The following is a 24,604-nucleotide window of genomic DNA, read 5'->3' as shown; positions in this document are numbered from 1 at the left end:
GCTCTGGGAATGGGACCAGTTAGTTATAGATGACCGTTCCTCGGCTTCACGGTTTTTTTCCATTCGGCTGAAAACTTCCCAAGCATTTCACTGGTCTATGCCTACAGACATTTCCTACACGATTCAGAGGTTTCCACCTAAATGGCAGCAGTAATGGTCGGCCAGTTCCACGCCCGTGACGCCGAAGGCCGCATCTACCCCGTCCACGAGTTCCAGGAGTCCACCCTCCAGGCCGACGGCAGTATCCTCGGGGCCCCGGTCACCAGCTATCGCCTGGCCATCGGCGATCGCGTCAACCATCTGGGCGACGACCGTTTCGAACTGGCCCAGACTGGCGTCGAGATCATTCGTATTCCTTGACGCAGTCGACGGTGTACAGCGTTCCCTCGCGCTGCAGGCCATGCACATCGGCGACGAAGCCAGGGAAACCCTGGTCAAAGGCTCGGGCGCAGTCCAGGTAGACCAGGATCGAGCGGGTCACCTCAGTGAAGCGCTCGCCGGGCATGATCAACGGGATCCCGGGTGGATAGGGCACCAACATCACCGCCGCCACCCGACCCAACAGTTGCTCGATCGGCACTGCCTCGACTGACCCACGCACCATCCGGTCATAGGCATCGGCGGGTGTCATCGCCACCTCTGGCAAACGGGTGAACAGCAGCTTGAGCTGTTTTGAAGTGGCATTGCCACGATAGAAACCATGCAGTTGCTGGCACAAATCGCGCAGCCCTAACCCCAGGTACCGTGATGGTTGCTCCACCACCACACTTGGCAGGCAGTCGGCCAGCGCGGTATTGGCGTCGTAGTGGCGTTTGAACTCCAGCAGCTCGGTGAGTAGTGTGCTCCACTTGCCCTTGGTGATCCCCATCGAGAACAGCACCAAAAAGCTGTACAAACCGGTCTTCTCCACTACCAGCCCGCGCTCCCAGAGAAACTTGCCCACCACCGCCGCAGGAATCCCATGGCCATCCGTCGCCCCAGCAGCGCCTGGCATCACCAGGGTGACCTTGAGCGGGTCGAGCAATACATAGTTCTCGCCAAGCCCACCGAAACCGTGCCACTCGGCGCCCGGCTGAAGCAGCCAGTCCACCGCCGCCTGACCCTCGTCGACGTGCGTCGCTGGCGGCTGCCAGATACTGAACCACCAGTCATCGACGGCGAGGTGCTCGCGCAGATTGGCCAGCGCCCGGCGAAAGCTCAGGGCCTCGTCGAACATCTCCTGCAACAGCGAACGCCCCGCCGGGCCTTCCATCATCGCCGAGGCCACGTCCAGCGAGGCGAGGATGCTGTACTGCGGCGAGGTGGAGATATGCATCATGAATGCTTCGTTGAAACGGTCGCGGTCCAACTGGCGGCTGGCACCGTCCTGCACATGGATCATCGAGGCCTGGCTGAAGGCCGCCAGCAGCTTGTGGGTGGAATGGGTACTGAACAGCAGCGGCCCGTCGTCGCCACGTGGCGTACCCATGGCATAGCGGTCGACGAAGAATTCATGGAAGGCGGCATAGGCGAACCAGGCCTCGTCGAAGTGCAGCACCTCGACACTGGCACCCAGGGCCTGCTTGATCATCCCGGCGTGGTAGCACAGGCCGTCATAGGTGGAGTTGGTGACCACGGCGAGCTTGATCTTCGCAGGCTTTCCCTGGGCCAGCGGATGGGCCTGGACCTTCGCTTGGATAGACGCCGGGCTGAACTCGCTGAGCGGGATCGGCCCGATGATGCCCAGCTCATTGCGCTCCGGGCACAGGTAGATGGGGATGGCGCCGGTCATGATGATCGCGTGCACCACCGACTTGTGGCAGTTGCGGTCCACCAGCACCAGGTCCCCGCGCCCGACCATGGCATGCCAGACGATCTTGTTGGCGGTTGAGGTGCCATTGATGACGAAGAAGGTATGGTCGGCACCGAAGTTGCGTGCCGCCCGTGCCTCGGCGGCGGCCAGCGGGCCAGTGTGGTCGAGCAGCGAGCCCAGCTCCGGCACCGAGACCGACAGGTCCGAGCGCAGGGTGTTTTCACCGAAGAACTGATGGAAGGCCTGCCCCACCGGGCTCTTGCGGTAGGCGACGCCACCGCCGTGGCCCGGCGTGTGCCAGGAGTAGTTAGATTGCGCGGTGTGCTGTACCAAGGCCTTGAAGAACGGTGGCAGCAGGCCATCGAGGTAATTGTGCGCGGCCCGCGCCACCTGGCGGGCGAGAAACGGCACTGTGTCTTCGAATAGATAGAGAATGCCGCGCAACTGATTCAGCTCGCCCATGGCCTCGGCGGGTGCATTCTCCAGAGTGACCTGCTCGCCCAAGGCAAAAATCGGCAGGTTGGGTGCCCGCAGCCGGGCCAGGCGGATCAGTTCCGCCATATTCTGCAACAGGCGGCTGTCGTCGCCGACACCCTCGGCGGCAATCAGCATGCAGGCCAGGCCGTGATGGGTGGCGGCCACCAGCCGTGCTTCGGCCTGATCGGCGACGGCGAGGATGGCGAAGCCGTCACGGGCCAGTTCATCGGCGATGCCGCGCACTCGCTCGCCGGCGACGGTGTCGGCCTTGATGGCCCGGTGGACGATGAGGATCGGGAACTGCAGGTCCTTGTACATCGGGCGGCTACCTCTGCGGGTAATTTCCCTCAGGGTAGTCGAGTGTGATGCTGTCATCGCCAGGCCGGCTCACAAGGTGCAGCGCTGGATGCGGTCCCTGTGGGAGCTGGCTTGCCAGCGATGGGCCGGGCCTGCCTTCGAGTCAGCTGGCGGCTGGCTCGGTCAATGCCTGCCACATCGACGGCCCACCCGCCGACTTGGCAATGGCCGCCAAGCGTTCGGCATGGGCCTCGAGTTCTTCCTCGCTGGCCAGGATCACCCGCCCCGGCGCACGCCCGACAATACGGCGAATCTCGCTACCGGTTGCCCCTTGCCCATCCTCGTCACCCGCCCCTTCGCCCGCCAGCGACAGGCTGGTCTGGCCACCGGTCATCGCCAGGTAGACGTCGGCCAGCAGTTCCGAGTCGAGCAGTGCGCCGTGCAGCTCACGGCCGGAGTTGTCGATGCCGTAGCGTTTGCACAGGGCATCGAGGCTGTTGCGCTGCCCCGGGTGGCGCGAGCGCGCCATCATCAGGGTGTCGAGGATCGGGCAATGCTGCGAAATATCGGCACGATCCTGCTGGCCGATCAGGGCGAACTCGTTGTTGATGAAGCCAACGTCAAACGCGGCGTTGTGGATGACCAGGGTGGCGCCCTGGATGAACTCGAAAAACTCCTCGGCCACATCGCCGAAACGCGGTTTGCCGACCAGGAAGGCGTCGGTGATGCCGTGGACGTTGATCGCGCCCTCGTCACTCTCACGGTCGGGCTGCAGGTAAACGTGGAAATGCCGCCCGGTCAGGCGCCGGCCCACGACCTCGACACAACCGATCTCGATGATGCGGTGGCCTTCGGCCACTGGCATGCCGGTGGTCTCGGTGTCGAGGATGACGAACCGTTTGTCTTGCTGCTGCTCCACGCGGGGACTCCAACTGGCGGTGCTTGAATTCGGGGTGGGAGTATAACGAAATCGGGGCCGTTTTGCGGTCATCGCGGGGCAAGCCCGCTCCCACGCAGCCAGCAGTCATCTCGTGGGAGCGGCGATGCGGCGACCCGACTTGCCCCGCGATGGCCCGCAACACGATCAACGTTGCGCGCGAACCTCATCAACCCCACGATTGGCCAACTGGTCGGCACGCTCGTTGCCCGGATGGCCGATATGCCCACGGACCCACTTCCAGGTCACCTTGTGCCGGTTGACCTGTTCATCGAGCTGCACCCACAGGTCGGCGTTCTTCACCGGCTCTTTCGCGGCGGTCTTCCAGCCACGCTTCTTCCAGTTGACCATCCACTCGTTGATGCCCTTCATGACGTACTGCGAGTCGGTGGTCAGCAGCACCTCGCACTCGCGCTTGAGCGCCTTGAGGCCCTCGATCGCCGCCATCAGTTCCATGCGGTTGTTGGTGGTCTCGCGCTCGCCGCCCCACAGCTCCTTCTCGACGCCCTTGTAGACAATCAGCACGCCCCAGCCGCCCGGGCCAGGGTTGCCCTTGCAGGCACCATCGGTGTAGATCTCGACGCTATCGCTCATGTACCACTCATGTTCAGTGCTTTTCGGATTCGGGATGGGTGGCGCTGCGGTTGACCTTGGCCAGCGGCAGCGGCAGCAGCTTGCCCATCGGCTCACGGCGCTCCAGGCGCAGCGGCCGCAGGCCCACCACCATCTTGCGCGCCACCAGCAGGTAGACACCGCCACCGGCAGTCTGCCAGCCACCGGCCACGCGCTCCCAGCCAGCCAGGCGCTGCTGCCAGGCCGGCGAGGCAAGCGGCGGACGATAACACCCGAAGCGGCGTTTCTCCAGCGCGAAGCCCAGCAGGTTGAGCCAGTCGCCGACCCGCGACGGCGAGATGCAACGGGCCTTGCGCAAGGCCCCGTGGCTAAAGAAATGGCGCACGCCCCAACTGCTCCAGGGGTTGATCCCGATGATCAGCAGGTGGCCCCCCGGGCGCACGGAACTGGCCGCCTCGCGCAGCAGCCCGTGAGGGGACAGGCTGAAGTCCAGGCCATGCTGCAGCACCACCACGTCGGCGGCGTGCTCCGACAACGGCCAGGCCTGCTCCTCGCAGACGATTTCCACCCCCGGCAGCGGCGCGCCCAGGCGCACGTTGCGCTGCACCTGCGGGGCGTTGGGCGGAGGTTCGGCGCAGGGGCCGTAGTGCACAAGGTAGCCACCGAAGAAGCGCCGCAGCTCTTCTTCGAGCAACTTTTCCTCCTCCTTGAGCATCAACTGCCCAAGAGGCCCATCGAACCAGTCGCGGGCCAGGCGGATCAGCTCGACCCAGTCGGGGTCGGCCTGGGCGAAGGCTTGGTCGGTCATTGCGTTCTCCCTCGAAGGTTCTCCGCTCGCGCCATCGCGGCTAAGATGCCCTCAATGTCCAGGCTTGGCGATACGGATCCGCACATGATACAGATCGATGCCCTACCCGCTTTCAACGACAACTACATCTGGTTGTTACAGGATACTGCCAATCGCCGCTGCGCAGTGGTCGACCCCGGTGACGCTGCGCCGGTGCGCGCGTGGATGGAGCAGCACCCGGACTGGGCATTGGAGGCAATCCTCGTCACCCACCACCACCATGACCACGTCGGCGGCGTCGAAGCCTTGAAAGAGACCACCGGCGCCCAGGTGTACGGCCCGGCCAGCGAACGTATCCCGGGCCGCGATATCGCCCTGGCAGACGGCGCCCGCATCGAGGTGCTGGGCCTTGCCTTCGACGTCCTGGCCATGCCCGGCCACACCCTGGGGCATATCGCCTATTACACTGCGCAATCGCCCACACCGCTACTGTTCAGTGGCGACACCCTGTTCGCCGCCGGCTGCGGCCGCTTGTTCGAAGGCACGCCCGAGCAAATGCACCATTCGCTGCAACGCCTGGCGGCGCTGCCCGCCGAAACCGAAGTGTACTGCGCCCACGAATACACCCTGAGCAACCTGCGCTTCGCCCGTGCCGTGGAACCCGACAACGAACACGTTCGCCAACGGTTCGAGGACGTTACCCGGTTGCGCGCGGACAATCGCATCACCTTGCCCTCGAGCATCGGCCTCGAGTGCCTGACTAATCCGTTTTTACGTACCGCTGAAACATCCGTTAAACAAAAAGCAGACGAATGGAAGGGACATTCCAACCCTAGCCAAGCCACTGTTTTTGCTGCCTTGAGGTCTTGGAAGGACGTGTTCTGATAACCCGAAGATATATCGCATCATAGGCTCTATGGTTGACCCGGCCGGGAGCGGTTTCTAGAATCGCCCAACTTTTTTGCCCGGATAACCGTCCCAGCCGATGTCTTCCCGTAGCCGCAGAACCTCTCATTCGGTCGCCCTGACGCGACTGGCCCAGATCAGTGCACTGGCGCTGGCCGCCACCCTGGTCGGCTGCCAGAGCACCCGTCAGCTCGACGAAGCCGACAGCGTTCGCGCGCACAATTACCAGGCGCGGATCAAGCACAAACCGGCGCCGCTGGTGGCCAAGCCCAAGGAACAGGCACCGCCACAGGACGTCTGGGAGCGCATGCGCCAGGGCTTCGCCCTGCAGGACGGCATGGACGTCAACCCGCGCATCGAACAGCAGCGCCTGTGGTTCGCCAGCAACCCGTCGTTCCTCGAGAACGCCGGCGAGCGAGGCAGCCTCTACCTGCACTACATCGTCGAGCGCCTCGAAGAGCGCGACATGCCGCTGGAGCTGGCCCTGCTGCCGGCCATCGAGAGCGCCTACAACCCGATGGCCTACTCCCGGGCGCACGCCGCCGGCATGTGGCAGTTCATCCCGTCCACCGGGCGCCACTTCAACCTGCGCCAGACCAACTTCTACGATGGTCGGCGCGACGTCACCGCCTCGACCAACGCCGCGCTGGACTACCTGAACCGCCTGCACGACATGTTCAACGGCGACTGGCTGCTGGCCCTGGCGGCCTACAACGCCGGTGAGGGCACGGTCAGCCGCGCCATCGAGCGCAACGAGCGCCTGGGCCTGCCGACCGACTACTGGAACCTGCCGCTGCCGCAGGAAACCCGCGACTACGTGCCCAAGCTGCTGGCCCTGTCGCAGGTGGTCAACACCCCGGCCGCCTACGGGGTCAACCTGAACCCGATTGCAAACGAGCCGTACTTCGAAGCTATCGCCATCAACGACCGCCTCGATCTGTCCCGCGTGGCCGCCTTCGCCGACATCGACGAAGACGAACTGATCCAGCTCAACCCCGCCTTCAAGAAGCGCATGACCGTGGACGGTCCGCAGCAACTGCTGGTGCCGACTGCCAAGGCGCAACTGCTCAGCGACCGCATGTCCAACCTCAAGCCCGAGGAACTGGTCAGCCTGCAACCGAACAAGGCCGTGTTCCAGGCCGCCCTGGCCGAGGCCAAGGCCCCCGCAGCGCGCAGCTACCGGGTCAAGCGTGGCGACAACCTGGGCAGCATCGCCAAGGCCAACCGGGTGTCGGTCAAGCAGCTGCAAAGCTGGAACCGCATCCGTGGCAACAACCTCAAGGTCGGCCAGGTCCTGGCCCTGCGTGGCGGCAGCGCGCCGAGCGCGGCAGCCAACCGCGTGGCAGACTCCAAGCAGCGCTCCACCCAGTACAAGGTGCGCAAGGGCGATTCGTACTACCTGGTGGCCAAGCGTTTCAACGTCGAGATGAAGCACCTCAAGCGCTGGAACCCACGCACCGGGCACGCGCTCAAGCCGGGCCAGACCCTGACCGTCTACCTGGCACGCTGATATCTCGCTCGCGGGGCCTGTCCTCCTCCCACGCCAGTCGCGATCGGCGTGGAGTGGGCTGGCCCCGCGATGCTTTGAAGGCTGAAGCAAAGCCCCGCGCCCTACCCTTTTTCCATTCCAGACAAGCTGTTACTGTACCCCGAACCAAGCCCAACGCCCTCTGGATCGGATGCCGACTTGATACGTCCCCTCCTGCTGTCACTCAGCCTGGCCTTGAGCTTCCCCGCCGTCGCGATGGTGAGCGAAAGCCACGGATACGCGCAGTTCGGCACGCTCAAGTACCCGGCCAGTTTCACCCACTTCGACTGGGTCAACCCGCAAGCCCCTAAAGGCGGCACGTTGCGGGCCATGGCCTTCGGCACCTTCGACACGCTCAACCCCTACACCTTCAAGGGCTCGAGCCCGGTCACCACGCCCAACTTCCTGCAGTACGGCATCAACGAGCTCAACGAGCCGCTGATGGTCGGCACCGGCATGTACGACCCGTCCGGCGACGAACCCACCTCCAGCTACGGCCTGATCGCCCGCTCGGTCGAGTACAGCGAGGACCGCAGCTGGGTGGTGTTCAATCTGCGCCCCGAGGCGCGCTTCCACGATGGCGTGCCGATCACCGCGCAGGACGTGGCGTTTTCCTACCGCACCCTGCTCAAGGACGGCCACCCGATCTACCGCACCAACCTGCAGGAAGTGGCCCGGGTCGATATCCTCGGGCCGCTGCGCATCCGCTTCGTATTCAAGCGCGCCGGCAACCCGCTGCTGATCCTGCGCCTGGGCGAAATGCCGGTGCTGCCCAAGCACTACTGGGCCAAACGCGACTTCAAGGCCACCACCTTCGAGCCGCCGCTGGGCAGCGGCCCCTACCGCATCAGCGAAGTGCAACCCGGTCGCCGGCTGGTGTTCGAACGGGTGAAGGACTACTGGGGCAAGGACCTGGCGGTCAACCGCGGCAAGTACAATTTCAAGCGCGTCGAGTACGAGTTCTACCGCGACGCCACCGTGGCCTTCGAGGCGTTCAAGGCCGGTGAATTCGATATCTACATCGAGCACCAGGCGAAGAACTGGGCCAACGGCTACAACTTCCCTGCCGTGCGCCGTGGCGAGGTGATCAAGGCGCAGATCCCGCACAAGATCCCCACGCAAACCCAAGGCCTGTTCATGAACAGCCGCCGCGCCGCGTTCAGCGACCCTCGGGTGCGCCAGGCGCTGGGCCTGATGCTCGACTTCGAGTGGACCAACCGCGCCCTGTTCAGCAGCGCCTACCGCCGCTCGACCAGCTACTACCCTAACAGCGACTTCACCGCCAGCGGCCTGCCCACCGGCAAGGAATGGCTGCTGCTCAAGCCATTCCGCGACCAGCTGCCGGACAAGCTGTTCACCGAGCCCTACCAGGTCAGCCACACCCACGGCAGCGGCATCAGCCGCCCCGCCCTGCGCCAGGCCCTGGGCCTATTCGCCCAGGCCGGCTGGAAGCTCAGCGGCCAGCGCCTGGTCGACGGCAAAGGCCAGCCGTTCAGGCTGGAGTTGCTGCTGGTGAACCCCAACCTCGAACGCATCCTGCAACCTTATGTCGAAAATCTGGCCAGCATCGGCATCGATGCGCGCTTGCGCACCGTGGACCGCGCCCAGTACAAACAACGGCTCGACCAGTTCGATTTCGACATGATCCTGATGACCCTGAACCAGACCCTGAGCCCGGGCCTCGAGCAGTGGCTGTATTTCCACTCAAGCCAGGCCGCCACCAAGGGCAGCAAGAACTATGCTGGCGTGAAGGACCCGGTGGTCGACCACCTGCTCGACACCTTGCTCGCCGCCCGCAGCCGCGATGACCAGATCGCCGCCGCGCGCGCCCTGGACCGCGTGCTCTCATGGCAGTACTACATGATCCCCAACTGGTACCTCGACAATCACCGCCTGGCCTACCGCAACCGGTTCGCCTTCGTCACCACACCGCCCTACACCCTCGGGCTGAACAGCTGGTGGATCAAGAAGACTTCGGAGAAAGCCAAATGACGCCGACCCTGCGCCGCCTGGCCGCTAGCCTGCTGCTGACCTGCCTCACGCTCCCGGCCGTGGCCGCCCCGCAACACGCCCTGACCCTGTACGGCGAGGCGCCGAAATACCCGGCCAACTTCAAGCACTTCGAGTACGTCAATCCTGACGCACCGAAGGGCGGCACCTTCCGCCAGTCCAGCTTCGGCGGCTTCGACAGCCTCAACCCGTTCATCAACAAGGGCGTGCCCGCCGACAACGTCGGCGCCATCTACGACACCCTGATGCGCCAGAGCCTGGACGAACCCTTCACCGAGTACGGCCTGGTGGCCGGCAAGATCGAAAAGGCCCCCGACAACAGCTGGGTGCGCTTCTACCTGCGCCCCGAAGCACGCTTCCACGACGGCCACCCGATGCGCGCCGAGGACGTGGTGTTCACCTTCAACGCCCTGATCAAGGACGGCGCGCCGCTGTACCGCCAGTACTACGGCGACGTCGCTGAAGTGGTCGCCGAAGACCCGCTCAAGGTGCTGTTCAAGTTCAAGCACAACAACAACCGCGAGCTGCCGCTGATCCTCGGCCAACTGCCGGTGCTGCCCAAGCACTGGTACCAAGGCCGCGACTTCGACCGCGGCAACCTGGAGATCCCGCTCGGCAGCGGCCCATACAAGGTCGCCGAGGTGAAGGCCGGCCGCTCGATCCGCTACGAGCGGGTCAAGGACTACTGGGCCAAGGACCTGCCGATCAACCGCGGCTTCTACAATTTCGACGTGATGACCTTCGACTCCTACCGCGACAACACCGTCGCCCTCGAAGCGCTCAAGGCCGGCCAGTTCGACTACGGCCTGGAGGTGAGCGCAAAGAACTGGGCCACCGCCTACGACGTGCCCGCCGTGCGCGACGGCCGGCTGATCAAGGAAGAACTGCCCAATGGCAACCCCGTCGGCATGCAGGGTTTCATCTTCAACCTGCGCAAGCCGATGTTCCAGGACATCCGCGTGCGCCACGCCATCAGCCTGCTGCTGGACTTCGAGTGGACCAACAAGCAGCTGTTCAACGGCGCCTACACCCGCACCGGCAGCTACTTCGAGAACTCCGAAATGGCCGCCAGCGGCCTGCCCAGCCCCGCCGAGCTGAAGATCCTCGAGCCGCTGCGCGGCAAGGTGCCGGACGAGGTGTTCAACGGCGCCTTCCACAACCCGGTCACCGACGGCAGCGGCATGATCCGCGACCAGCAGCGCCAGGCATACAAGCTGCTGCAGGAGGCCGGCTGGAAGGTCGTCGACGACAAGATGGTCGATAAAGACGGCAAGCCGATGACCATCGAGTTCCTCCTGGCCCAGACCCAGTTCGAGCGCGTGCTGCTGCCGTTCAAGCGCAACCTCGCGGACCTCGGCATCAACCTCGAGATCCGCCGCGTGGACGTTTCGCAGTACATCACCCGCCTGCGCTCGCGTGACTACGACATGATCGTCGGCGGCTTCGCGCAATCCAACTCGCCCGGTAACGAGCAACGTGAATACTGGAACAGCGCCGCCGCCGACAACCCCGGCAGCCGCAACTTCATCGGCCTGCGCGACCCTGGCATCGACCAGCTGGTGGAGCAGTTGATCAACGCCGACTCCCGACAGAGCCTGATCGAGCACTGCCGCGCCCTGGACCGCGTGCTGCAATGGGGTTACTACGTGATCCCCAACTGGCACATCAAGACCTGGCGCGTGGCCTACTGGAACCATATCGGCCACCCCGCCGTATCGCCCAAGTACGACATCGGCATCGACACCTGGTGGATCAAGCCCGACGTCACGCCCGCGGTAAGCGAAGCCGCCGCACCGGATGAGGCCAACTGAGATGCTGGCCTATATCCTGCGGCGCCTGCTGCTGATCATCCCCACCCTGTTCGGCATCCTCATCATCAACTTCATCATCGTCCAGGCCGCCCCCGGCGGCCCGGTGGAGCAGATGATCGCCAAGCTCGAAGGCTTCGACGGCGCCACCAGCCGCATCGCCGGTGGCGGCGCCGAAGTCTCGGTGGCCGGCTCCAACTACCGTGGCGCGCAAGGCCTGGACCCGGCGCTGATCGCCGAGATCGAGCGCATGTACGGCTTCGACAAGTCGGCGCCCGAGCGGCTGTGGATCATGGTCAAGAACTATGCCCAGCTGGACTTCGGCAACAGCTTCTTCCGCGACGCCAAGGTCATCGACCTGATCGCCGAGAAGATGCCCGTGTCCATTTCCCTCGGGCTATGGAGCACGCTGATCATGTACCTGGTGTCGATCCCGCTGGGGATCGCCAAGGCCGTGCGCCACGGCAGCCACTTCGACGTGTGGACCAGCTCGGCGATCATCGTCGGCTACGCCATCCCGGCGTTCCTGTTCGCCATCCTGCTGATCGTGCTGTTCGCCGGTGGCAGCTATTTCGATTGGTTCCCGCTGCGCGGGCTGACCTCCAACAACTTCGACGAGCTGAGCACCACCGGCAAGGTCCTCGACTACTTCTGGCACCTGGTGCTGCCCATCACCGCCCTGGTGATCGGCAACTTCGCCACCATGACCCTGCTGACCAAGAACAGCTTCCTCGACGAGATCAACAAGCAGTACGTGGTCACCGCCAAGGCCAAGGGCCTGAGCCGCACCCGCGTGCTCTACGGCCATGTGTTCCGCAACGCCATGCTGCTGGTGATCGCCGGCTTCCCCTCGGCGTTCATCGGCATCTTCTTCACAGGGTCCCTGCTGATCGAGGTGATCTTCAGCCTCGACGGCCTGGGCCTGATGAGTTTCGAAGCGGCGATCAACCGCGACTACCCGGTGGTGTTCGGCACCTTGTTCATCTTCACCCTGCTTGGTCTGGTGGTGAAGCTGATCGGCGACCTCACCTACACCCTGGTCGATCCGCGCATCGACTTCGCCAGCCGGGAGCACTGACATGGCCCTCTCTCCCCTCAATCGCCGGCGCTTCGAGCGCTTCAAGGCCAACCGCCGCGGCTGGTGGTCGCTGTGGATCTTCCTGGTGCTGTTCGTGCTCAGCCTGGGCGCCGAGTTCATCGCCAACGACAAGCCGATTGCCGTGCGCTACGACGGCGAGTGGTACTTCCCCGCCTTCAAGCGCTACCCGGAGACCACCTTCGGCGGCGAGTTCCCGCTGGAGGCCAACTACAAGAGCCCGTATATCCGCGATTTGCTGGTCAAGAAAGACGCCTTCGTGCTGTGGGCGCCGATCCCCTACAGCTACCAGAGCATCAACTACGACCTGAAAGTACCCGCCCCCGCGCCGCCCTCCACCGACAACCTGCTGGGCACCGACGACCAGGGCCGCGATGTGCTGGCCCGGGTGATCTACGGCTTCCGCATCTCGGTGCTGTTCGCCCTGACGCTGACCATCGCCAGCTCCATCATCGGCGTGATCGCCGGCGCCTTGCAGGGCTTCTACGGCGGCTGGGTGGACCTGGCCGGCCAGCGCTTCCTGGAGATCTGGTCCGGCCTGCCGGTGCTGTACCTGCTGATCATCCTTGCCAGCTTCGTGCAGCCCAACTTCTGGTGGTTGCTGGGCATCATGCTGCTGTTCTCGTGGATGAGCCTGGTGGACGTGGTGCGCGCCGAGTTCCTGCGCGGGCGCAACCTGGAATATGTGCGCGCCGCCCGCGCCTTAGGGATGCGCAACGGCCCGATCATGTACCGGCATATCCTGCCCAACGCGATGATCTCGACCATGACCTTCATGCCGTTCATCCTCACCGGCGCCATCGGCACCCTTACCGCCCTGGACTTCTTAGGCTTCGGCCTGCCCGCCGGTTCGCCGTCGCTGGGCGAGCTGGTGGCCCAGGGCAAGTCCAACCTGCAAGCCCCGTGGCTGGGTATCAGCGCCTTCGCCGTGCTGGCGGTGATGCTGAGCCTGCTGGTATTCATCGGCGAATCCGCCCGCGACGCCTTCGACCCGAGGAAATGACATGAGCCAAGACACCCTGATCGAAGTCCGCGACCTGGCGGTGGAGTTCGTCACTGGCGAGCAGGTCAACCGCGTGGTCGACGGCATCAGCTTCGACATCCGCAAGGGAGAGACCCTGGCCCTGGTCGGCGAAAGCGGCTCGGGCAAGTCGGTGACCGCCCACTCGATCCTGCGCCTGCTGCCCTACCCGCTGGCGCGGCATCCTTCTGGCACCATCCATTATGAAGGCAAGGACCTGCTGCACCTGGGCGAAAAGCCCATGCAGCGCATTCGCGGCAACCGCATCGCGATGATCTTCCAGGAGCCGATGACCTCGCTGAACCCGCTGCACAGCATCGAGAAGCAGATCAACGAGATCCTCTTGTTGCACAAGGGCCTCACCGGCAAGGCCGCCACCGCTCGCACCCTGGAGCTGCTGGAGCTGGTAGGCATTCCCGAGCCGCACAAGCGCCTGAAAGCCCTGCCCCACGAGCTGTCCGGTGGCCAGCGCCAGCGGGTGATGATCGCCATGGCCCTGGCCAACGAGCCCGAACTGCTGATTGCCGACGAGCCCACCACGGCGCTCGACGTGACCGTGCAGTTGAAGATCCTCGACCTGCTCAAGTCGTTGCAGGCGCGCTTGGGCATGGCCCTGCTGCTGATCAGCCACGACCTCAACCTGGTACGCCGCATCGCCCACCGCGTGTGCGTGATGCAGTGCGGCAAGATCGTCGAGCAGGCCGATTGCGCCACGCTGTTCAGCAAGCCGCAGCATCCGTATACGCAGATGCTGATCAACGCCGAGCCCAGCGGCGCACCCGCCGCGAATGCCGAAGGGGCGCCGTTGCTGGAGGTGAAGGACTTGAAGGTGTGGTTCCCGATCAAGAAGGGGCTGTTGCGCCGCACCGTGGACCATGTGAAGGCCGTGGACGGGGTCAATTTCAGCCTGCCCCAGGGGCAGACGCTGGGCATCGTTGGCGAGAGTGGCTCGGGCAAGTCCACCTTGGGGCTGGCCATCTTGCGGTTGATATCCAGCCAGGGCGGGATTCGCTTCCATGGGCAGAATCTTGAGGGGCTGAACCAGAAGGAAGTGCGGCCGCTGCGGCGGGAGATGCAGGTAGTGTTCCAGGATCCCTTTGGCAGCCTGAGCCCGCGCATGTGCGTGGCGGATATCGTTGGCGAGGGGTTACGGATTCACAAGATCGGCACACCGGCTGAGCAGGAAGCGGCGATTATTGCTGCGTTGGAGGAAGTGGGGCTGGATCCTCGGACGCGGCATCGGTATCCCCATGAGTTTTCCGGCGGGCAGCGGCAGCGGATTGCGATTGCGCGGGCGTTGGTGTTGAAGCCTGCGTTGATTCTGCTGGATGAGCCGACCTCGGCGCTGGACCGGACGGTGCAGCGGCAGGTGGTTGAGCTGCTGCGGAATTTGCAGGTCAAATACAACCTGACTTATCTGTTTATCAGCCATGACCTGGCGGTGGTCAAGGCGTTGAGTCATCAGTTGATGGTGATCAAGCATGGGCAGGTGGTGGAACAGGGGGATACGGGGGTTATTTTTCATGAGCCGCGGCATGGGTATACGAGGCAGTTGTTGGATGCGGCGCTGGTGAGCAGCGACAAAGGTACATGAACTCATATACCTCCAAGCCACCGCATTTATGTCGTTAAGAGGATTGCCGGGCGAGCGGGTGATAGGCCATCACCCTTCACGACACATAACCCGAACCATCAACCACAACGCCTGACCTGACATTTTTACCAGTATCTGACGAGATGTCCAAGGTGTACAACCTACCTGTGACCTGATAAGCGGAGAACAGGTATGAAACGATTAACTTGGATCATATTTACGATTTTAAGCACACAAGCAGCGGCCTCGGACCCATTACCTCAAGGCAATATTGAAAGCGGAAAGAGAATTTTTGCTATCCGATGTTCACAATGCCATACGACCGAAAAGGATGGCCCTAATATGGAAGGCCCTAATCTCCACGGCCTGTTTGGCAGCACTACGGGATTCGCGAAAAACTATATCTACACCGATGGAAACAAATACAGGGGTATAACGTGGGAAACCGCCACACTTTTTGAATACCTACTTAACCCCAGGCATTACATACCCGGAACAAAAATGGCTTTCGCAGGACTTAAAAAGCCTCAAGAACGCGCGGACCTTATCGAATACTTGAGAAATGTCACTCAATAACCCTCAGCTGGATGCGCCGCATAGCGCCTGACAAGGAAAACTTACCCTGAGCTTTAAGCTTATACTGGCTGACCCGAAATCGACCATGAAACTGTTATCCTATCTCTCTCTGCCCACAAAAGCCTTGGCGGTTGCAGGAGCTGAGTGCAACACGGTCATTGAATTGAAACTGGAGCATCATGCCGCATAGCCATGGCCTTCTGCATCACCTCGCCCATAACTTCGATTGGGCATTTGAAGTCGAAGCGCTTACGCGGACGCATGTTCAGTTGCAGTGCGATGGCATTCAGTTCTTCCTGGCTGTGTACCGACAGGTCTGTGCCTTTGGGCAGGTACTGGCGGATCAGGCCATTGATGTTTTCGTTGCTACCGCGCTGCCAAGGGCTGTGCGGGTCGCAGAAGTAGATCGCCACGCCGGTTCTTTGGGTGATCTCGGCGTGTCGCGCCATCTCCCGGCCCTGGTCGTAAGTCATGCTCTTTCGCATCTCCAGCGGCATGCCATTGAGCGCGGCGCTGAAGCCTTCCAGCGCCGAAGTCGCCGTCGCGTCGTTCATCTTTACCAGCATCAGGTAGCCACTGGTGCGTTCCACCAGCGTACCGACGGACGAGGCGTTGGCCTTACCCTTGATGAGGTCGCCTTCCCAATGCCCCGGCATCTGCCTGTCTTCAATCTCCGGCGGGCGCACATGAATACTGACCATCTCGGGGATCTGGCCGCGCCGATCCACACCACCAGAGCGCGGTCGGCGTGTCGTCTTGCTTTGCCGCAGGCAGATGATCAGCTCCTTGCGCAGTTCACCGACCGGCAGGGCATAGATCGCGTTATAGATCGTCTCGCGACAGACGTAGGCATCTCTGAGGCTGGGAATGTTCATGCTGCGCAGCTTGCCGGCAATCTGCTCGGGAGACAAACGCTCACGGAGCATATGCGCCACCAACTCGAAGCGCTCACCACCCGGCAACAGCTTTCGCTTCGGTCGACACACCTGGCGGCGAGCCTGCATCTGCTGCTGGGCCGCGTGGGCCGAGTAGCCGCCACAGACATCTCGATTGCGGCGCAGCTCCCGGCTGATGGTCGAAGGGGATCGGTTGATCAAGCAGGCAATCCTACGCAGGCTGAAGCCTTGAGTACGACCGATTTGAATGGTGGCGCGCTCTTCAACGCTGAGTTCGGTATAAGACATAGTGGCAGCACCGTACCGGAAAGGTCAGGTGTTGCACTCAGTTTTTGCCGCCGCCCTTCCCCTAGATGCGAAGGCTTTTTTGAAGGTGGGTACTCATCAAGCTGAAAAATCAGAATCTACCCCTTCCTTGTAGTCCATTTCCCAAACATACTTCTGCCGCCTTTTTTCCGTTGCGGTCTCCCTGGTGGGGCTCTAGTCTCGGCCTATCGTTGCACATCAACGATACAGCTTTGACAGGCTGTGACGGCAAATTGCATGCAGCTCAACCTTTATGGCAGCTGTACGTGCGGGCACGCTTGCGTGCGCCGGAACTTTGCAATTTCCGCCGGTCTGTCAACCCACGTACAGCTGCCACCCTACTGTTTGACAGCAGGCAGGTGGCGGCACCACCAAAGGGAAATTGTTATGTTAAAGATCGTCCCCGATCCACCCCACAACCACCACTCTCTCGAAGACACCATCATCCAGGCCACGGAGTACGCCCTCTGCGCGCAGACCGTGGCGCATCAGGCTGTTCTGCTGCATCCCAAGTCGCCCGTGTCGATTCTGGTCATGGCCGCGATGCATGAAATGGAGGCGCTGCGGGTGCTGCTCGAATCGGCGTTGATTCAGGTGCAGATGCCGCAGGTGGAGCCTCGCACACTGCACTAGGCCGTTAGCCATGGGTTGCCTGGGCTGGCCTCATCGCCGGCAAGCCGGCTCCCACAGAGGATCGGCGTGGCTGCGCGGCAGATGGTGTGTAGCTGATAGCGGATCTAACTGCGAGAGCTCGCCCAGGCACCGATCATTTCAGGGAGATTGAGCAATGAGCACAGACGACACCACGCCCCACACCACGGTGGGCAAGACCCGGTTCTACCAGGGTGAAGGGCATACCGACCCGCTGTTCTGCATCGAACCCGGCATCCCTTGCCAGCACGCACGGGAACAGGCTTCGGAGTTGATGGGCTGCGTGTGCGACCTGACCATCACCGGGATCATGGAGGAAAAACCTCAGCTGATCTGGGCATCGTATTACCTGAGCGCGCTGGCCAAGGCGCTGATGGATGATGCGGAGCTGGGGATGAAGCACTGACTTCACAGGTAAACGCCGCTCCTACACCGACTAAGCTTTGGGCATAAATTCGGGATGTCTCCATGGAATGTCATATCCGCCGCGCTCAGCGCGAAGACGCAGAAGCCATCAGCCGCATCGTGATCACGGCATTGCGCGAATCCAACTCGCGGGATTACCCGGCAGAGGTGATCGCCCAGGTCGAGCAGAGCTTTTCACCTGCGGCGGTCAGTGCATTGCTCGATAGCCGAATGGTATTCGTAGCAGTCAACCAAAACGAATTGCTGGGGACGGCAAGCCTGGATGGCGAGGTTGTCAGGACAGTGTTCGTCGCTCCAATCCATCATCGGACAGGTGTCGGCAAACGGTTGATGGAGGCCGTTCATGCTGCAGCGATCAGGGCAGGTGTCACGGCACTGAGCGTTCCTTCATCCATCACCGCCCAAGGGTTCTACGCGCGCTTGGGGTATCGGAAGCTTCGTGATGAATTCCATGGTGTGGAACGCACCATTGTCCTGGAAAAGTCCACGCTGACCATGACGGAGGCGGCCCTCGCGATTAACGTTTCTTGCGAGCATCTGGCGAAGCTGCTGGATGAGGGAACAATCCCCCATGCCAGCGCTGAAGGCGAGCGGGCTATCGCGTTCTCCGAGCTGATTGCCTACAAGGACAACCGAGACAAGGGCAGTCGTGTGGTGATGAATGAGCTGGCAGCCCAAGCCCAAGACCTGAAAATGGGTTATGAGTGAGTCCACTCACATGCGCTCGGCCTAACCCAGCAGGGTGTTCATTCGAGCGTCGCAGTGCTTGGCACCGGCACTGCCGATGATCGCGGGGCAAGCCCGCTCCCACCAGATACCTGACCTGGAAACCCTGCGCTTTCAGGTCTCGACCTCCATGAGCCCCGGCGTGGGCTTGCTGAACCCCGCCGTCAGCCACATCAGGTACAACCCGCCACACACCAGCCAAGCCACCCCGGCCAGTATCACCACCGTGCTCAGCAGCGACAGCAGATACAGGTTCACCCCAATCGCCAGCAGCGGAAACACCACGAACCCCACCCCGCTCAACCGCTGCTTGCGCCGCTCACGCAGGTAGTACGCAATCACGCACACATTCACCGCCGCAAACGCCAGGAACGCGCCGAAGTTGATCAGCGAAGCGGCCGAGCTCACATCCGCGCCGATCCCGACCAATCCCAGCCCGGCAATCAGCAACAGGTTGAACACCGGCGTGCGCGCCTTGCCCTGCAGCTTAGCGAAACAACGCGGCGGCAGCACGCCTTCGCGGCCCATGAAGTAAAGCAAGCGGCTGGCGCTGACCTGCACCGCCAGGCACGAGGCGAAGCCGGCGACGATGCCGCCGAGGTTGACGAAGTCGGCGAAGAACTGCCCGCCCACCTCGATCGACAGCGCGTAGGTCGCCGTTTGCGGGTCGGCGAACTGGCCGCCGGGGTGGCTCAGTTGCATCAGGTAGGCCACCGCCGTGAACAGCAGCCCGCCCAGGCTGATCACCAGCAGCACCGCCCGGGGGATGTCGCGCTTGGGCTGCTCGGCCTCCTCGGCCAGGGTGGTCACGGCGTCGAACCCGAGAAACGAATAGGCGGCGATGGCGGCGGCGGCGGTGAGGCCGGTCAAGGTGCTGTGTTCATTCCATACGGGGTGGGTGAAGCCGACCTGGGGCTGGCCGGCCACATAGCGCAGGCAGTAGCCAATGAACAACAGCACCAGGGCCACGCTCAGGACCGTGAGCACTTTGTTCAGGCGATCGGTCAGGGCCATGCCGCTGACGGTCACCGCCGTGGTCAGGCCGATGTTGATCAGCAACCAGCCCCAGGTGGGCACCTGCGGGAACTGGGCGTTGAGGAACACCGACTGCAGCAGCCAGGCGACCATGGGCATGAACAGGTAAGCCAGCAGCACCGCCCAGCCGACCACGAAGCCGCAGCCGGGGCCGAGCAGGCGCTTGGCGTAGTAGTAGGCCGAGCCGGACACCGGGAACAGGCGCGACAGCTTGGCATAGCTCAGGGCCGACAGCAGCATGGCGCCTGTGGCCAGCAGGAAGGCGCTGGGGGCGATGCCGTCGCTGCGTTCGGAGATCACGCCGAAGATCACCATGGCCAGGCTCGGGCACATGTAGGCCAGGCCGAAGACCGTCAGGGAGGTGAGGGAGAGTTTTGCGGGGGTGGCGTCAGGCATGGGTGGCCTCCTGGCGCGCAGGGGCGATGCCACGGGCCGGGCCGTGAGCGAAATGAGCCATGGGTCATCCTCTTGTGATTGTTCTAGGAAATTGCCCAGCCGGTCTGGCTGCACGGGGCGCAGGGACGGCGTGCACAGCAAGTAACTCGGGGATGGCACCGGCTTTGCCGGTGATCGCGGGGCATGCCCGCGCCTACAAGGTGCAGGGCCAGTATGCGGATCCCGGTGCGGATTTCTATAACGTCGAAGGATTAACCTGGGGGTAATGGCGCGGGGGAATCACGGCGCCGGTTGCAGGCTGGCGAGGTCTTCGCCGGCCAAAAACAGCAGTGAGAACAGCTCGCTCTGGGAGTTCACGTCCAGCTTGCGGTACACATTGCGTCTATGGACCTTCACCGTCTCGGCCGACAGCTTGAGCTTGATGGCCGTCTCCTTGTTCGAATGCCCCGACAGGATCAGCCGCACCACGTCCAGCTCCCGCGCCGTGAGCACCGACTCCAGCTGCCGCCGTGCTTCGTCGCGCCCCTGGGCCAGGCCCAGCGCGGGCTTGGCCGGTGCGCGCTCGGGCAGTTGCTCGAAGTGCAGGCGCTGGCGCAGCAGGCCGATCAGCCAGGGACGCACCAGCTCCAGTTGGGCGATGGCCTGGGCGTCGAAACGTGAGCGCCCGCCCAGCGACAGGCACAGCGTGCGCCCATCGCCCAGGGCCAGGTTGAACTGCACCTCGTCGGCGACCACGTTGTGGGTGAAGTACAGGCGGTAGTAATCGGTCTGCTGGAACTGCTCCGGGGCCACGTCGGCCAGGCGCACCAAGCCGGTCAGCGGCCGCTCGCGGCTGCTGATGTAGAACGGGTCGAGCAGGTACAGGCCATTGGCGTACTCGCTCACCAGCGGATCAATGCCCTCGCGCTCGTAAGGGCTCTGGTCGAAAATCAACGGCTTGTCGTGGCTGAACAGCAGCGCCACCCAAGTATCGACCTCGACGAAATCGCCGAGCAGCGTCGCCAGGATGCGCCAGAAGCTCGGCCGGTCGAGGTGCTCGATGCATTGGCCCACACCCTGGTGCCACGAAAGATCCTGCAGGCTCAAGCTCATGCCCTACCCCCGGGTTAACCCGTCGAAGTGATTGTTTTGCCAGTGATTGTTTTCATACTTGCACCACCCTTCGCAAATGTCACTCGCCCGCGGAAGGGTCGGGCCCAGCGAGACGGATTGCCCATGAAGATCGAAGTGGTACAGACGACAACCCGCGACGGCGACACCGCCCACAACCTGCGCGGCATCCTCGAGGCCTTGGCCCAGTGCGCGCCGGACACCGATATCCTGCTGTTCCCCGAGTCGCACCTGACCGGTTTTCTCACTGCGGACGACGTCGGCATGCTGTCCGAAGCCATCGACGGCGATGCCGTGCAGGCGGTGGTCGCGGCAGCGCGCCGGCATGATATCGCGGTGGTGCTGGGGCTGTACGAGAACGACGGCGGCACGTTCTACAACACCACATTGTTCATCGCCCCCGAAGGCATCCTGCTCACCTACCGCAAGACCCACCTGTGGGTGCCGGAGCACGGCATCGTGGTGCCGGGCGACCGCTTCGCCACCGTCGAATGGCGCGGTGTGCGCCTGGGCCTGTTGATCTGCTACGACAGCGAGTTCCCCGAGACGGCGCGAGCGCTGAAGGCCCTGGGCGCACAGCTGATATTGATCACCGACGGCCTGTCCGAGCCGGAGGTCCATGTGCATAGAGTGTCGGTAATGGCGCGAGCAATGGAGAACCAGGTGTTCGCCGTGGTCGCCAACCGCATGGGGTCAGGGCCGGATGGCTGCGTGTTCGTCGGGGCGAGCCTGGCGGTGGACCCGTATGGCCAGACGCTGTTCGAGGCCGGGCGTGGCGAGTCGCGGCATAGCGTGACCCTGGACCTGTCGCTGATCGGCAAGGCCCGCGCCTTCCATGACTACAGCGCCAACCAGCGCATCCGGTTGCCGGGTGAGCGGATCGAGCATGCCAGTGGCGTATGGGAGCTGGTTATCGATTAAAGGAGGACACTCCCGTAACCGACAGGAGTGGTCCATTCAACGAGGCCCGAACCCGGCGCTCGTTCCCTGGCGCAACAACCGAAGCGCGATGCACAATGCCCGCGCCCATAACCAAGGAAGCCGAATGGACACCTCCCTGCTGGATGATTGGCGCGCCTTGGTCGAAGGCCACAGCGATATCGATAAATCCCAGTTCATCGCGCTGTTCAAGGAGCATGGCCAGCCCCACGAGGTGGCCACCATCCTCGAAGGCTACAAGCACGCCCCCGAACTGGCCAGGCGCACGTTGGAAGTGCTGGCTGCCGGCACGCTTCCCTACCTGTACCTGCTCCCCACGCAACGAGGCACGCCAGAACAACTGGCAGCCGCTACCCGGCGATGGTTGGATGTGCAGGCCGACTTTTTCGAGCGGACGGGCGATTCAGAGCTGATGACCCTGACCCGCAATGCGCGGGTGATCTGCAAGCCCATGGCCGACCTCAAGGCTATCGACAACTTCGATATACCGGGCACCTGGGCCAGCGAAGCATTAGGGGATGCGGTTCGCGAAGCCGCCGACTGCCATACCGCCGCCGACTACGCATTGTTCGAGGCCTGGTACGGCATCGCGGCGGACTATGGGCTGGCTTGGTACATCGCCGCCCCGCTCATTGCACTGGACATCGACTTTACCGCCTACTTCGAGCTATGGCGGCTGGGTGGAGCCTTTCTGCACCTGGGGGAAGAATGCTGGGTCGCCCAGCGCTTCGAAGCGTCGACCGAGGGTAACGTCATTGAGCCTTGATCTGTTCCTGGAAGCTGACGCATCGCTTGACGCAGCAGCACTGGCAAACGCCCTGCAAGCAGCTGGCGCGATTGAAGTCACGCGTACAAGCGACAGCCTGGAAGCCTACTTCCCGTCATGGCTGACGCTGACCGCCGACCTCGTCATCACCGACCACACCCTCTATGCAGAGGACACCAAACAGCTCGACTTCAGTGTCGCCACGCGCGCCAGCATCAGGATCAAAGGGCCTGGGCCGCAGGAGCATTCACCGATGGCGGATCTGGACAAGATTGCCAATGCCATTGCGCGGACAGGCTCACGCTTCGTGATCAGCTTTCAATTCGAGCGAACTTTGTATTGGCAGGACGCAGAAGGATTGCATCGCGACGTTTAACCGGCTACGTGCATCAACTGCATTTCAACGCCTCCCCCGTCACCACATCAAAACGGTAGACGGTGTCGTAGAAATCCACGACTTCCACATGGTCAGGCGCCAGCTGAAAGCGCCCGGTGAAGATGTCGGCACCCATGGCCTTCCAGATAACGTCGCCCTCAAGGGACAAACCTGTGATTTCCAGCTCGCCGTGCGAAATCAGTGCACGCTGCCGCGCAGCCCAATAGAGACCGAAACACGTCGCCAGATCCACCTTGCGCGACCAAAGCAGGTCATGGGGAGCGGTCAGCGACACGCAGGCAATCTGGTTGCCCACGGCCAATAGCAGCTTGTCGTCGATCACCAGCGCCGACTGTGCATGTACTCCTGTCCCGCCTCCGCCGGCACCGACCACCAGCAGGCCGAAGTCGTCCAGCATTACGCCATGAACCGATGACACGCCATCGTCGCCCAGGATGATTTCCCGCGCATAACACCGGATATTGTCTGTGGAGTCGAACGTGTAGGTCGGCTCGTCAACGACGGCAATCACACCATATCGAGAGTCGATATTCATCGGTGCGCACCACCGGGGGGGCAGGGAATCGTCAACCATGAGTTTATTGGCAATTATGGGATGCCAATAATTATCAACCTGGAATAATTTCGGATAAAGCTGCCGTGGCCAGAATGAGGCTATCGGCAGCACAGGCACCCACTGACCCGTGGCTGATCGGGATCGTTTCCGAGAAACGAGACCATCACCTCCATCCCCGTTCGCGGAGGCGTGACAGCACAACACCAATCGGAAGCCACCGATAGCCAACAACAACTCTTGTCATCAAACCTGTCCTCAGGATCCCAGGGAAACTTCACCTGAATCCGGGCAAGCCTCTGATCACACCGGCTCTCGTCATCCTCCACGGCAATGACCACGGCGGTCTGGTTCTCCACCACCCGTGGCTTGGCATGAACCAGGGGCGGACGATAAAGCACGCCCCACGGCAGCACCGCCTGGCCATCGGCAAACACCAGCACATGCCCCTGGGCACTGTGCTGGAAGTGAAAACGGATGCCCTCCTCTTCACACAAGCGCTGGACGAAGTGCAGGTCCGTTTCGCCATACTGGGTGCAGTAGTCGCGCTCGGGGTAGCTCGCACTCAGCTCGAAGCGGTAAGCGTCGCCCACGATCCCATGCTCTTCCAGGATCAGGGCAACGATCCTGGGCACCGAGAACTGTTGAAAGATCCGCTGGTTGATGCGGTGACGCAGGTAGGACAAGTGCGGCACCAGGGTCAACCTGTAACGCGCTGAACACGGAGCCTGCCTCATCGGCGCGATGTGGTAGATCCGCCCATGGATGCCATTGCCGTTCATGTCGAAGCTGAAGAACGCCTCGAGGTCGAGGAAGCGTTCAAGGTCCAGGTCGGGCCATTCGCTGGCCAGTTCCACGTTGAAAAAGAAAGGCCTGTTGGCCACCGCTTCCCCGGTGTAGCCGAGCACCTGGAAATCGTGCTCCACGCCTTCGATCGTCAAGTTCAAGTGTGTCTTCTGGGCTGGGCTGAACATCCGCTGTTCTCCTCCGGCTCAAGATGA

23 protein-coding genes and 1 pseudogene are annotated in these 24,604 nt (G+C 62.8%); 15 read left to right on the top strand and 9 right to left on the bottom strand.

The window, feature by feature from the left end:
• The first annotated feature begins 141 nt into the window (after nucleotides 1–141).
• A complete protein-coding gene (locus C3F42_RS26600) occupies nucleotides 142–360 on the top strand; it encodes a hypothetical protein (protein WP_038706474.1) in 219 nt (72 codons plus the stop codon).
• Here the strand turns inward: C3F42_RS26600 and C3F42_RS26595 are convergent.
• The 4 genes from C3F42_RS26595 to C3F42_RS26580 all read right to left on the bottom strand — a co-directional run bounded on the left by C3F42_RS26595 (nucleotide 344) and on the right by C3F42_RS26580 (nucleotide 4,884).
• The gene (locus C3F42_RS26595) at nucleotides 344–2,587 is read right to left on the bottom strand and encodes an Orn/Lys/Arg decarboxylase N-terminal domain-containing protein (protein ID WP_104445110.1); all 2,244 of its coding nucleotides are present in this window, start codon (nucleotides 2,585–2,587) and stop codon (nucleotides 344–346) included. The genes C3F42_RS26600 and C3F42_RS26595 overlap by 17 nt on opposite strands.
• Nucleotides 2,588–2,729: 142 nt before the next feature.
• Complete coding sequence (gene dnaQ / locus C3F42_RS26590) at nucleotides 2,730–3,485, bottom strand: DNA polymerase III subunit epsilon (protein WP_023629444.1); 756 nt, start codon at nucleotides 3,483–3,485, stop codon at nucleotides 2,730–2,732.
• A 165-nt stretch (nucleotides 3,486–3,650) separates the two neighbouring features.
• On the bottom strand, nucleotides 3,651–4,097 hold the full coding sequence (gene rnhA / locus C3F42_RS26585; RefSeq protein WP_023629443.1) for a ribonuclease HI: 447 nt from the start codon (nucleotides 4,095–4,097) through the stop codon (nucleotides 3,651–3,653).
• A gap of 13 nt (nucleotides 4,098–4,110) precedes the next feature.
• A complete protein-coding gene (locus C3F42_RS26580) occupies nucleotides 4,111–4,884 on the bottom strand; it encodes a methyltransferase domain-containing protein (protein WP_038706475.1) in 774 nt (257 codons plus the stop codon).
• Nucleotides 4,885–4,968: 84 nt separating this feature from the next.
• On the opposite strand from C3F42_RS26580, the gene gloB reads away from it, so the two are divergent.
• The 8 genes from gloB to C3F42_RS26540 all read left to right on the top strand — a co-directional run bounded on the left by gloB (nucleotide 4,969) and on the right by C3F42_RS26540 (nucleotide 15,402).
• Nucleotides 4,969–5,748, top strand: coding sequence for a hydroxyacylglutathione hydrolase (gloB, locus tag C3F42_RS26575; protein WP_094012083.1), 780 nt, complete (start codon nucleotides 4,969–4,971; stop codon nucleotides 5,746–5,748).
• A gap of 100 nt (nucleotides 5,749–5,848) precedes the next feature.
• A complete protein-coding gene (locus C3F42_RS26570; RefSeq protein ID WP_094012082.1) occupies nucleotides 5,849–7,279 on the top strand; it encodes a lytic transglycosylase domain-containing protein in 1,431 nt (476 codons plus the stop codon).
• A 234-nt stretch (nucleotides 7,280–7,513) separates the two neighbouring features.
• On the top strand, nucleotides 7,514–9,289 hold the full coding sequence (locus C3F42_RS26565) for an extracellular solute-binding protein (protein WP_104445343.1): 1,776 nt from the start codon (nucleotides 7,514–7,516) through the stop codon (nucleotides 9,287–9,289).
• Nucleotides 9,286–11,118 (top strand): extracellular solute-binding protein, encoded by a 1,833-nt coding sequence (locus tag C3F42_RS26560; RefSeq protein WP_038706479.1) that lies wholly within the window; start codon nucleotides 9,286–9,288, stop codon nucleotides 11,116–11,118. Before C3F42_RS26565 ends, C3F42_RS26560 begins: the two co-directional genes overlap by 4 nt.
• 1 nt (nucleotide 11,119) lies before the next feature.
• The gene (locus tag C3F42_RS26555) at nucleotides 11,120–12,193 is read left to right on the top strand and encodes a microcin C ABC transporter permease YejB (protein WP_038706480.1); all 1,074 of its coding nucleotides are present in this window, start codon (nucleotides 11,120–11,122) and stop codon (nucleotides 12,191–12,193) included.
• A gap of 1 nt (nucleotide 12,194) precedes the next feature.
• On the top strand, nucleotides 12,195–13,214 hold the full coding sequence (locus tag C3F42_RS26550; protein WP_104445109.1) for an ABC transporter permease: 1,020 nt from the start codon (nucleotides 12,195–12,197) through the stop codon (nucleotides 13,212–13,214).
• Between the two features lies 1 nt (nucleotide 13,215).
• Complete coding sequence (locus C3F42_RS26545) at nucleotides 13,216–14,826, top strand: ABC transporter ATP-binding protein (protein ID WP_094012081.1); 1,611 nt, start codon at nucleotides 13,216–13,218, stop codon at nucleotides 14,824–14,826.
• A gap of 192 nt (nucleotides 14,827–15,018) precedes the next feature.
• The gene (locus tag C3F42_RS26540; RefSeq protein WP_094012080.1) at nucleotides 15,019–15,402 is read left to right on the top strand and encodes a c-type cytochrome; all 384 of its coding nucleotides are present in this window, start codon (nucleotides 15,019–15,021) and stop codon (nucleotides 15,400–15,402) included.
• 155 nt (nucleotides 15,403–15,557) lie between these two features.
• Here the strand turns inward: C3F42_RS26540 and C3F42_RS26535 are convergent, their stop codons facing one another.
• Nucleotides 15,558–16,586, bottom strand: coding sequence for an IS30 family transposase (locus C3F42_RS26535; RefSeq protein WP_100774681.1), 1,029 nt, complete (start codon nucleotides 16,584–16,586; stop codon nucleotides 15,558–15,560).
• 405 nt (nucleotides 16,587–16,991) lie between these two features.
• On the opposite strand from C3F42_RS26535, the gene C3F42_RS26530 reads away from it, so the two are divergent.
• From C3F42_RS26530 to C3F42_RS26520, 3 genes and pseudogenes are all read left to right on the top strand, one after another.
• On the top strand, nucleotides 16,992–17,237 hold the full coding sequence (locus C3F42_RS26530; protein ID WP_011534689.1) for a hypothetical protein: 246 nt from the start codon (nucleotides 16,992–16,994) through the stop codon (nucleotides 17,235–17,237).
• Nucleotides 17,238–17,391: 154 nt separating this feature from the next.
• Complete coding sequence (locus tag C3F42_RS26525; protein ID WP_046854813.1) at nucleotides 17,392–17,661, top strand: DUF3077 domain-containing protein; 270 nt, start codon at nucleotides 17,392–17,394, stop codon at nucleotides 17,659–17,661.
• 62 nt (nucleotides 17,662–17,723) lie between these two features.
• Nucleotides 17,724–18,164 (top strand): annotated as a pseudogene (locus tag C3F42_RS26520) (GNAT family N-acetyltransferase); the annotation flags it as partial.
• A gap of 357 nt (nucleotides 18,165–18,521) precedes the next feature.
• On the opposite strand, the gene C3F42_RS26515 reads toward C3F42_RS26520, so the two are convergent.
• Entirely contained in the window at nucleotides 18,522–19,838 is a 1,317-nt protein-coding gene (locus C3F42_RS26515; RefSeq protein WP_104445108.1) for an APC family permease, read from the bottom strand.
• A 279-nt stretch (nucleotides 19,839–20,117) separates the two neighbouring features.
• Nucleotides 20,118–20,930: a LuxR C-terminal-related transcriptional regulator gene (locus C3F42_RS26510; RefSeq protein WP_038706483.1), complete on the bottom strand. Its 813-nt coding sequence runs from the start codon at nucleotides 20,928–20,930 to the stop codon at nucleotides 20,118–20,120.
• Nucleotides 20,931–21,053: 123 nt separating this feature from the next.
• Here C3F42_RS26510 and C3F42_RS26505 point away from each other — a divergent pair, with 123 nt between their 5' ends.
• The 3 genes from C3F42_RS26505 to C3F42_RS26495 all read left to right on the top strand — a co-directional run bounded on the left by C3F42_RS26505 (nucleotide 21,054) and on the right by C3F42_RS26495 (nucleotide 23,029).
• Nucleotides 21,054–21,869, top strand: coding sequence for a carbon-nitrogen hydrolase family protein (locus tag C3F42_RS26505; RefSeq protein WP_094012077.1), 816 nt, complete (start codon nucleotides 21,054–21,056; stop codon nucleotides 21,867–21,869).
• A 124-nt stretch (nucleotides 21,870–21,993) separates the two neighbouring features.
• Entirely contained in the window at nucleotides 21,994–22,653 is a 660-nt protein-coding gene (locus C3F42_RS26500; RefSeq protein ID WP_104445107.1) for a hypothetical protein, read from the top strand.
• Nucleotides 22,643–23,029 carry a hypothetical protein gene (locus C3F42_RS26495; RefSeq protein WP_028690512.1) on the top strand — a complete coding sequence of 129 codons (387 nt, stop codon included), beginning with the start codon at nucleotides 22,643–22,645 and terminating at the stop codon, nucleotides 23,027–23,029. The genes C3F42_RS26500 and C3F42_RS26495 overlap by 11 nt, the downstream gene beginning before the upstream one ends.
• Before the next feature lie 13 nt (nucleotides 23,030–23,042).
• Here the strand turns inward: C3F42_RS26495 and C3F42_RS26490 are convergent, their stop codons facing one another.
• Both C3F42_RS26490 and C3F42_RS26485 read right to left on the bottom strand, forming a co-directional pair.
• Nucleotides 23,043–23,585, bottom strand: coding sequence for a hypothetical protein (locus C3F42_RS26490; RefSeq protein WP_028690511.1), 543 nt, complete (start codon nucleotides 23,583–23,585; stop codon nucleotides 23,043–23,045).
• Between the two features lie 119 nt (nucleotides 23,586–23,704).
• Nucleotides 23,705–24,577 carry a contractile injection system protein, VgrG/Pvc8 family gene (locus C3F42_RS26485; protein WP_094012074.1) on the bottom strand — a complete coding sequence of 291 codons (873 nt, stop codon included), beginning with the start codon at nucleotides 24,575–24,577 and terminating at the stop codon, nucleotides 23,705–23,707.
• Nucleotides 24,578–24,604: the final 27 nt, after the last annotated feature.

Source organism: Pseudomonas sp. PONIH3 (genome assembly GCF_002934345.1).
Classification (GTDB): domain Bacteria; phylum Pseudomonadota; class Gammaproteobacteria; order Pseudomonadales; family Pseudomonadaceae; genus Aquipseudomonas; species Aquipseudomonas soli.
This window is presented reverse-complemented; position numbering and strand designations above follow the sequence as displayed.

Bases quoted from the DNA above. Each gene is read 5' to 3' on its own strand.
- C3F42_RS26600 (WP_038706474.1), top strand. From the start codon at position 142: ATGGCAGCAGTAATGGTCGGCCAGTTCCACGCCCGTGACGCCGAAGGC.
- C3F42_RS26595 (WP_104445110.1), bottom strand. From the start codon at position 2,587: ATGTACAAGGACCTGCAGTTCCCGATCCTCATCGTCCACCGGGCCATC.
- rnhA (WP_023629443.1), bottom strand. From the start codon at position 4,097: ATGAGCGATAGCGTCGAGATCTACACCGATGGTGCCTGCAAGGGCAAC.
- C3F42_RS26580 (WP_038706475.1), bottom strand. From the start codon at position 4,884: ATGACCGACCAAGCCTTCGCCCAGGCCGACCCCGACTGGGTCGAGCTG.
- gloB (WP_094012083.1), top strand. From the start codon at position 4,969: ATGATACAGATCGATGCCCTACCCGCTTTCAACGACAACTACATCTGG.
- C3F42_RS26570 (WP_094012082.1), top strand. From the start codon at position 5,849: ATGTCTTCCCGTAGCCGCAGAACCTCTCATTCGGTCGCCCTGACGCGA.
- C3F42_RS26565 (WP_104445343.1), top strand. From the start codon at position 7,514: ATGGTGAGCGAAAGCCACGGATACGCGCAGTTCGGCACGCTCAAGTAC.
- C3F42_RS26560 (WP_038706479.1), top strand. From the start codon at position 9,286: ATGACGCCGACCCTGCGCCGCCTGGCCGCTAGCCTGCTGCTGACCTGC.
- C3F42_RS26555 (WP_038706480.1), top strand. From the start codon at position 11,120: ATGCTGGCCTATATCCTGCGGCGCCTGCTGCTGATCATCCCCACCCTG.
- C3F42_RS26550 (WP_104445109.1), top strand. From the start codon at position 12,195: ATGGCCCTCTCTCCCCTCAATCGCCGGCGCTTCGAGCGCTTCAAGGCC.
- C3F42_RS26545 (WP_094012081.1), top strand. From the start codon at position 13,216: ATGAGCCAAGACACCCTGATCGAAGTCCGCGACCTGGCGGTGGAGTTC.
- C3F42_RS26540 (WP_094012080.1), top strand. From the start codon at position 15,019: ATGAAACGATTAACTTGGATCATATTTACGATTTTAAGCACACAAGCA.
- C3F42_RS26535 (WP_100774681.1), bottom strand. From the start codon at position 16,586: ATGTCTTATACCGAACTCAGCGTTGAAGAGCGCGCCACCATTCAAATC.
- C3F42_RS26530 (WP_011534689.1), top strand. From the start codon at position 16,992: ATGTTAAAGATCGTCCCCGATCCACCCCACAACCACCACTCTCTCGAA.
- C3F42_RS26525 (WP_046854813.1), top strand. From the start codon at position 17,392: ATGAGCACAGACGACACCACGCCCCACACCACGGTGGGCAAGACCCGG.
- C3F42_RS26515 (WP_104445108.1), bottom strand. From the start codon at position 19,838: ATGCCTGACGCCACCCCCGCAAAACTCTCCCTCACCTCCCTGACGGTC.
- C3F42_RS26510 (WP_038706483.1), bottom strand. From the start codon at position 20,930: ATGAGCTTGAGCCTGCAGGATCTTTCGTGGCACCAGGGTGTGGGCCAA.
- C3F42_RS26505 (WP_094012077.1), top strand. From the start codon at position 21,054: ATGAAGATCGAAGTGGTACAGACGACAACCCGCGACGGCGACACCGCC.
- C3F42_RS26500 (WP_104445107.1), top strand. From the start codon at position 21,994: ATGGACACCTCCCTGCTGGATGATTGGCGCGCCTTGGTCGAAGGCCAC.
- C3F42_RS26490 (WP_028690511.1), bottom strand. From the start codon at position 23,585: ATGAATATCGACTCTCGATATGGTGTGATTGCCGTCGTTGACGAGCCG.
- C3F42_RS26485 (WP_094012074.1), bottom strand. From the start codon at position 24,577: ATGTTCAGCCCAGCCCAGAAGACACACTTGAACTTGACGATCGAAGGC.